Annotated in this window: 7 protein-coding genes; all 7 read right to left on the reverse strand. The window is 45.3% G+C overall.

Features of this window, described 5'->3' with window-relative positions; all coding sequences use genetic code 11:
* Nucleotides 1-149: 149 nt before the first annotated feature.
* Entirely contained in the window at nucleotides 150-932 is a 783-nt protein-coding gene (locus Q0R37_RS14695; RefSeq protein WP_294755328.1) for a hypothetical protein, read from the reverse strand.
* Nucleotides 933-1,449: 517 nt separating this feature from the next.
* Nucleotides 1,450-1,680, reverse strand: a complete 231-nt coding sequence (locus Q0R37_RS14700; protein ID WP_294755329.1) for a DUF1858 domain-containing protein — start codon at nucleotides 1,678-1,680, stop codon at nucleotides 1,450-1,452.
* 8 nt (nucleotides 1,681-1,688) lie between these two features.
* Nucleotides 1,689-2,546, reverse strand: coding sequence for a nitrogenase iron protein (gene nifH / locus Q0R37_RS14705; RefSeq protein ID WP_164152654.1), 858 nt, complete (start codon nucleotides 2,544-2,546; stop codon nucleotides 1,689-1,691).
* A gap of 113 nt (nucleotides 2,547-2,659) precedes the next feature.
* On the reverse strand, nucleotides 2,660-3,535 hold the full coding sequence (locus Q0R37_RS14710) for a radical SAM protein (RefSeq protein ID WP_294755330.1): 876 nt from the start codon (nucleotides 3,533-3,535) through the stop codon (nucleotides 2,660-2,662).
* On the reverse strand, nucleotides 3,511-3,876 hold the full coding sequence (locus Q0R37_RS14715; protein ID WP_294755331.1) for a NifB/NifX family molybdenum-iron cluster-binding protein: 366 nt from the start codon (nucleotides 3,874-3,876) through the stop codon (nucleotides 3,511-3,513). Before Q0R37_RS14715 ends, Q0R37_RS14710 begins: the two co-directional genes overlap by 25 nt.
* 12 nt (nucleotides 3,877-3,888) lie before the next feature.
* Complete coding sequence (locus Q0R37_RS14720) at nucleotides 3,889-5,232, reverse strand: nitrogenase component 1 (protein WP_294755332.1); 1,344 nt, start codon at nucleotides 5,230-5,232, stop codon at nucleotides 3,889-3,891.
* A gap of 2 nt (nucleotides 5,233-5,234) precedes the next feature.
* The coding region (locus Q0R37_RS14725; protein WP_294755333.1) for a nitrogenase component 1 at nucleotides 5,235-6,478 on the reverse strand (1,244 nt) is incomplete at its 5' end.

A 6,478-nucleotide genomic window follows, 5' to 3' on the forward strand; every position in this document is an offset into this window, starting at 1 on the left:
GCAGATTCACTGACTGAACTCTGCTCGTACTTCGTACCTAATTGTAATTGTATATTGAATATATACTATTACTTTTTTCGATTATATTATAACACACTATTTTTATTTGTCAAGGCCTCCATTTTTTTGAAACAAAAAAGAGCAAAGCGTCAATGCTTTGCTCTTGATTTGTAAACATTATATTGATTGCGGCAACGTGCAGAACAGAACTCGCTGCGTATGTCGGTGGCATAGAACAGCTTGCCGCAGTGCTTGCAGGTACGGAGTGGCTTCTTATAGTCTGTCACTGCTTTGGCGAATGCAAAGTCTATCATCGCTTTGAGAGAATCGTACTCGCACAGCAGGTTCAGACCGTTACTGTCGTCTATCTTATATGTCAGGCGAGGGGGTATGAACTCCGTCAGCTTTGATTCCTTGTCTATAATGAAGCTATACAGATATTTGAAGTATTTCTTTACCCAATCAAGCGGCTCACAGTACCTATATTTCCGCAGAAACATAGTCGAGTATATCGGGCTGCGGTAGTACAGTCTCAACTTTCCTTTCTTGTTTACTTTATCAAGCAGATCAATGTTATCGAGAGGGAAGAATGTCTTTGCAAACTCATTCACATCAACGATACCGCTGTCAGTGAAGATATTGTCGCGGACTATGGCACTCTCATTTTTACCTATATCCGAGCCTGCAATGTCAGGCATGATACCCAGCAGACCGTACTTGTGAACGAAGTCCAGCACTATTTCATTCTGACCGATATCGTTCTCGGTCAGGTACTTGCCAAGGTTCAGTACATCGGTCATCATTTCGTTTTCGCTATTCATTGGATCATACACCGCGCCGTAATCGCAGGGAACAATGTACTCCATTCCGTTTATGCTCTGTATTTCATATCTTGTATTCCTATACCAATGGCTTACTAACAGCTGTTCCATATTCTCCTCCAGTAATTATACTAACCCCGAATCATATTACTTATTAATTGTATTTTAACACGCAGTTTTATGATTGTCAAGCTATAAAAACTCCGCCCGAACCTAATGGAAGTTCAGGCGGAGTTTATTATTCTTCATTATCAGTTATGATATAATCTTTAGAAACTGTTTCGGGATGAAACACCACATTCCCTGTTTCTGTACTAATGAAATACATATCACTTTCAAACAGCTTTTTCAGCAAGCTAATGGAACTTTTTATTATCATAACCAACACCTTTTTATAATTCTTATGACACATATTATTACGGAAGGTCATTTTAGAACGTTCAGTTCAACATCGTCCGGCTTTCCACATCCGCTCTGTACAAATGAGCACTGAGCGGAAAATGTGCTGCATGGAATTCTTACTTGTTACCATTTGTACAGCTCCTTTCCTGTGTGGTATGTATATATTATAACCTGTTTTTTACAATTTGTCCAATCCGAATGTTTTATCGGAAGCTATAAAAACAGGTTATATACTGCCAGATCTTATTATAGTATTAAGCTGTGCAACGAGGTTTTCAGCATCAATTCCGTGAGCATCTGCCGCTTCGCTGACAGTTTCAACTCCCGATGACGGGCAGCCGAGACAGTGCAGACCGATACTGAAAAGCAGTTCCGCTGTTTCGGGATGAAAGAGTACAAGGTCACCGATATTTGTATCGGGAGTTACTGTTTCAACTCTGTCTATATCTATTTTCATGGCACACCTCAGATGTGATAATTTGGTTCCTTGATAGAATCAAAGAGACCATATTCAAGAAGAATTTCTTCAAGGCGCTCCTGCGTCAGCGGTTTTGGGATAACAAACTGCGTGTTTTCTTCGATCTTTCTTGCAAGCTCACGGTATTCGTCAGCCTGCTTTGCATCCGGCTTGTGGTCGATGACAGTTTTCTTGTGTATCTCTGCCCTCTGCACCTCATTGTCACGGGGAACAAAGTGTATGAGCTGAGTACCAAGCTCCTTTGCAAATGCAGCTACAAGCTCACGCTCGCGGTCAACATTACGGCTGTTGCATATGATACCGCCGAGACGTACACCGCCCTGCTTTGCATATCTTGCGATACCCTTTGAAATGTTGTTTGCCGCATAGAGAGCCATCATTTCACCGCTTGCAACGATATATATCTCCTTTGCTTTTCCCTCACGGATAGGCATTGCGAAACCTCCGCAGACAACGTCGCCGAGGACATCATAGAATACATAATCAAGATCGTCTGTGTATGCGCCAAGACGTTCAAGAAGTCCGATAGATGTGATGATACCGCGTCCTGCGCAGCCTACGCCTGGTTCGGGACCGCCTGATTCTACGCATCGTGTTCCGCCGTAGCCTTCCTTGAGGATATCCTCAAGTTCAATGTCCTCACCGTTCTCACGGAGAGTATCAAGAACCGTTCTCTGAGCAAGTCCGCCGAGAAGAAGTCTTGTGGAGTCGGCCTTAGGGTCGCAGCCGACCACCATTACCTTGTTGCCTCTCTCAACAAGTCCTGCTGTCAGATTCTGAGTGGTAGTAGATTTACCGATACCGCCCTTTCCGTATATTGCAATTTGTCTTATTTCCTTAGCCATTTTTATTCACCTTTCATTCTTGTATATTTGATAATTAGGATAAAACTGTACCGCCGCGAGCAGAGAAATGCAGCGGTACAGTACAGGATAAAGTTCCTGCGGACATGAAACTGTCAGCCGTGTGAAAATGTATCCTTGTGTGCGATACGCTTCAGATAGATCTGGTCGCCGTAGTCCTTTTCACCCGGTACACCTATCGCATCCGCACGGCATCTCTGACAATGCCTGAATACATCTATGTATTTTGAAGCCTTTGCCCTTACTGCCTCTATCTGAGCGCAGGTGGGTTCTGGATAGTCTTTCAGTTCATTCTGAGGGATAAGCGGAATAATGTTGTAGATCGAAGCACCTGCCGCTTTTACAGTTTTCGCTATCTCCTCGATATGCCCGTCGTTTATGCCTATAACAAGCACTGTGTTGACTTTTATTGTTATGCCTGCCGCACTGACTTTCCTTATGCCTTCAAGCTGATTTTTTATGAGTATCTCAGCCGCTTCAACTCCCGTATAATGCTTTCCGTGATACAGTATACCGCGGTTGAGCTTTGCCTCAATTTCAGGGTCAACGGCATTTACCGTAACTGTCAGCGAGTCAATATCCGTTGATATTATCTCATCAGCCTTTTCAGAAAGCAACAGACCGTTTGTGCTCATACATTTCACAAGGTCAGGAAAGTTCTGCTTTATGAGCCGAAAAGTTTCAAGCGCGTAGTCTGATGCAAGGGTATCTCCGGGACCTGCGATTCCAGCTACCTTTATTGCCGGACAAAGCTCCAGCGATTTTTTTATAACGCCGATAGCTTCCTCAGGTTTTATGACTGTTGAAGCAACTCCCGGTCGCTTTTCATAATCGTTAATACGTCTGTCGCAGAAGCGGCATTCGATATTGCAGGTGGGACTTATAGGAAGATGTATCCTGCCCGTTGAGCCTTTCTTACCTCGCGCATAGCAGGGGTGCTTATCGGTCAGTTCTTCGTAGGATATCGCCATTCGTCCACCTCCCAGAGCTTGTCAGCTATTATTTTATCTATGAGCGGCTCTATGGGGAACGGCGCTTCGTAAACTGTAAGTCCACGTCTTTCAAGCTGCTGTGAAGCACCTGAGCCTATCTTTGCCACAAGCACTGCATGAACATCGCTGAGTACATCTATCACCTTGTCGAATGAAGAGTCGTTGTGATAATGTCCCTGACAGACACGCTCAACTTCCCTTGTACCACTGTATTTGTATGTATTATCATCGATTTCGATTATATGAAACCTCTCTGCATGACCGAAATGCTGATTCACGACGATTCCGTCCGTTGATGCGACAGCTATTCTGTACGCCATAATATCACCTCGTTATTTACCGCCGACTGCGGCTGAGTATATCCTTTCAAGGAGCGTGAATGCTCCACGATAACCTATGTAGGTCTTGTTTATCGTTACCTCCTCAGTTGTAGGAGGTCCTACTTCAATAAGAAGTCCGCCCTTTTCAGCAGCAACATCGCTCTCCCATGTAGTGCCGAGGATAAGCGGTACTCCAGAGCCGAAATCCACTGTTCTCAGCGATTCCTCAACAAGATATCCGTCTTCAATGAACTCAGGCTCAACAGAAACATCTTCCGCAAGAGTATGGAAGTATTCAGCTATTTTTTCTCTGTATTTCTGCGGAGGATTGTCTGTGATTATCTGCTTTACGGGTATCATTCCTATCTGCGATGCAAGGAATTTCGTGTATGCAAGAGTATACGCACTGTCTCCGATAACTGCAAACTGTGATGGCAGTCCGAACCAGTATTCGGAGAAGAATTCTGCAAAGTGTTCGAGGAAGTAATAGTAAAGCTGTGATTCCTCTTTGATGAATGCCTCGGACTTGCGCTTGTTGATTCCTGCAAATTCCACAACCTTGCGGATAAAGGCTGTTGTTGCCTCTTCACCTATCGGTATCTCGGGTATATGGAGATAAGGCTGACCGTATTTCCTCTCAAGTAGCTTTGCAGTCTTTATTCCAACCCACGGCGATATGACAAGATTGAACTGAGCTTTGGGGATATTTTTCCATTCCTCTGCACCACCGCTCTGAGGTCCGAATAATACATTGACTTTCAGTCCCGACGCTTTGAGAATACGGACAATTTCAAGATAATCGCCGCGCCAGTTCTGGTGGAAATACGGAACATCGAACCAGAGGTTTACAAGTCCCTGCTCCTTTTCGCCGTCGTAATCGCCGACGTACTGGTTTATTATAGACTCGATAACTATTTCGTGACCTGTCAGGTTAGTGCCTTTGAAGCCTCCTGTTTCAGCGTGAACGATAGGAAATCCCTGCTCCTGATATTTGCGGACAACGCTCTCCACATTATCTCCTATAAGCTCTCCTGAACATCCCGTGAGGACTACATAAAGGTCGCCTTTCAGCACTGCAAGTGACGATTTTATAAGGTCATCCAGCTTCTTGTCACCGCCGAAAACGATATCATTTTCGCCCACATTCGCACTTGGGACATTTCCGCCGCCTGCACCTGCCGAGCCCTGAAATCCGTTATCAAAGCTGATAAGGAAAAACTGCTTGTACATACAGCCCGGACCGCAGTTTGCAATTGGAACTCCCCCCTTTATAGCCGCTACTGTATATGCCGCACCAACTGTACATCCGTAATGGGGATGCACTATCGTGCCGCTTTTTGTCTTTGTTTCTGCCATTTTTATGCACCTTTCTTCTTTAACTTTTCACTGAGAGCCTTGTCTATTACCTCAGGCTCTTTTGATAGTATGAACGGATCTTCCTGTGACTGCCACCACTTTGTATAGGGCAGTTCAACATGGCGCTGAAGCACCTGATTAAAGCGCTTTCTCGCCAGTATATCAAGGAGTATCTCTCCTGTTCGTATCATGCCGTCATAGCCGACGGGAATATGCTCGTCGCCCATTGCAAGTGCAGGGATACCGAGCTTTGCGGCTTCGGGAGCAAGTCCCTGATGACGAATGATAACGAAATCGGTCTTTACTCTGCGGAATACCTGCGGAAGCTGATATGCCTGTGTCTTGCTGACTGTATAATGTGGGATATCGCCGTATTCCTCTACAAGATTTTTAAGTGAGTTCTGATTCTCACCGCCGCCGTCATAAACAGGGTCATGGTGGAATACTACCGAGCCGTCAACCTCAATGCCAAGCTCACGGAGCACGGAGATAAGTCCGTGTGCATAGGCTGAACCCGTCATAACAAATCCCTTTATCCCCTTGAATTTCTCACGCAGTTCAAGTATTCTCGGCATTACTCTTTCATGCTCTGACTTTATGTAAGCTTCTGTTTCTTCTTCCTTTCCAACAAGCTTTGCGATTGCTCTCAGCCATGCATCGGTACCTGCGAATCCGTAAGGCTGTGGAGCGTCTATCTGCGGAACTCCGAAATGCTGTTCAAGCACTGTTGCCATATATGAGCCGAGAGTGTGGCAGAATGTGGAAGTTGCAACAGCTTCCGATGCCTGTTCAAGCTCCTCATAGTTGGCACAGTCTATCATATAATTCACACGCAGTCCCAGCGGCTTGAGGATATCCGTGAAGTAGTCCGTCCCCCACAGTGCAACGATGTTAATGAGGTCTTTCTGCTTCTTCGGATTCCTGTTTACTATCTTCTGAGCCACACCATGCTGCGAGATATCAAAACCGGTGCTCCAGTGCTTGGAGCGGAATCCCTCGCAGTGAAGCGGTATAATCGGAACTCCGACCTCCGGCTCCATTTCGTCGGCAATACTGTCGATATCCTCACCGATTATCGCAGTCGCACACGCCATTGAGATGAATATGGCCTTTGGGTTGAAACGCTCCTTAGCGTCCCTGATAGCCTGTCTAAGCTTATCGCTTGCACCGAATACCATATCTTTTTCAAGCAGGTTGGTGCAGAATATCCTGAGATTCTGTACAGGCTTGTGTCTTCGGGTAAGTC

The organism is uncultured Ruminococcus sp., from assembly GCF_946415235.1.
Lineage (GTDB): Bacteria > Bacillota > Clostridia > Oscillospirales > Ruminococcaceae > Ruminococcus.

What these genes read in the sequence shown, in the direction of transcription:
- Q0R37_RS14695 (WP_294755328.1), bottom strand. Translation starts at nt 932, where the DNA reads ATGGAACAGCTGTTAGTAAGCCATTGGTATAGGAATACAAGATATGAA.
- Q0R37_RS14700 (WP_294755329.1), bottom strand. Translation starts at nt 1,680, where the DNA reads ATGAAAATAGATATAGACAGAGTTGAAACAGTAACTCCCGATACAAAT.
- nifH (WP_164152654.1), bottom strand. Translation starts at nt 2,546, where the DNA reads ATGGCTAAGGAAATAAGACAAATTGCAATATACGGAAAGGGCGGTATC.
- Q0R37_RS14710 (WP_294755330.1), bottom strand. Translation starts at nt 3,535, where the DNA reads ATGGCGATATCCTACGAAGAACTGACCGATAAGCACCCCTGCTATGCG.
- Q0R37_RS14715 (WP_294755331.1), bottom strand. Translation starts at nt 3,876, where the DNA reads ATGGCGTACAGAATAGCTGTCGCATCAACGGACGGAATCGTCGTGAAT.
- Q0R37_RS14720 (WP_294755332.1), bottom strand. Translation starts at nt 5,232, where the DNA reads ATGGCAGAAACAAAGACAAAAAGCGGCACGATAGTGCATCCCCATTAC.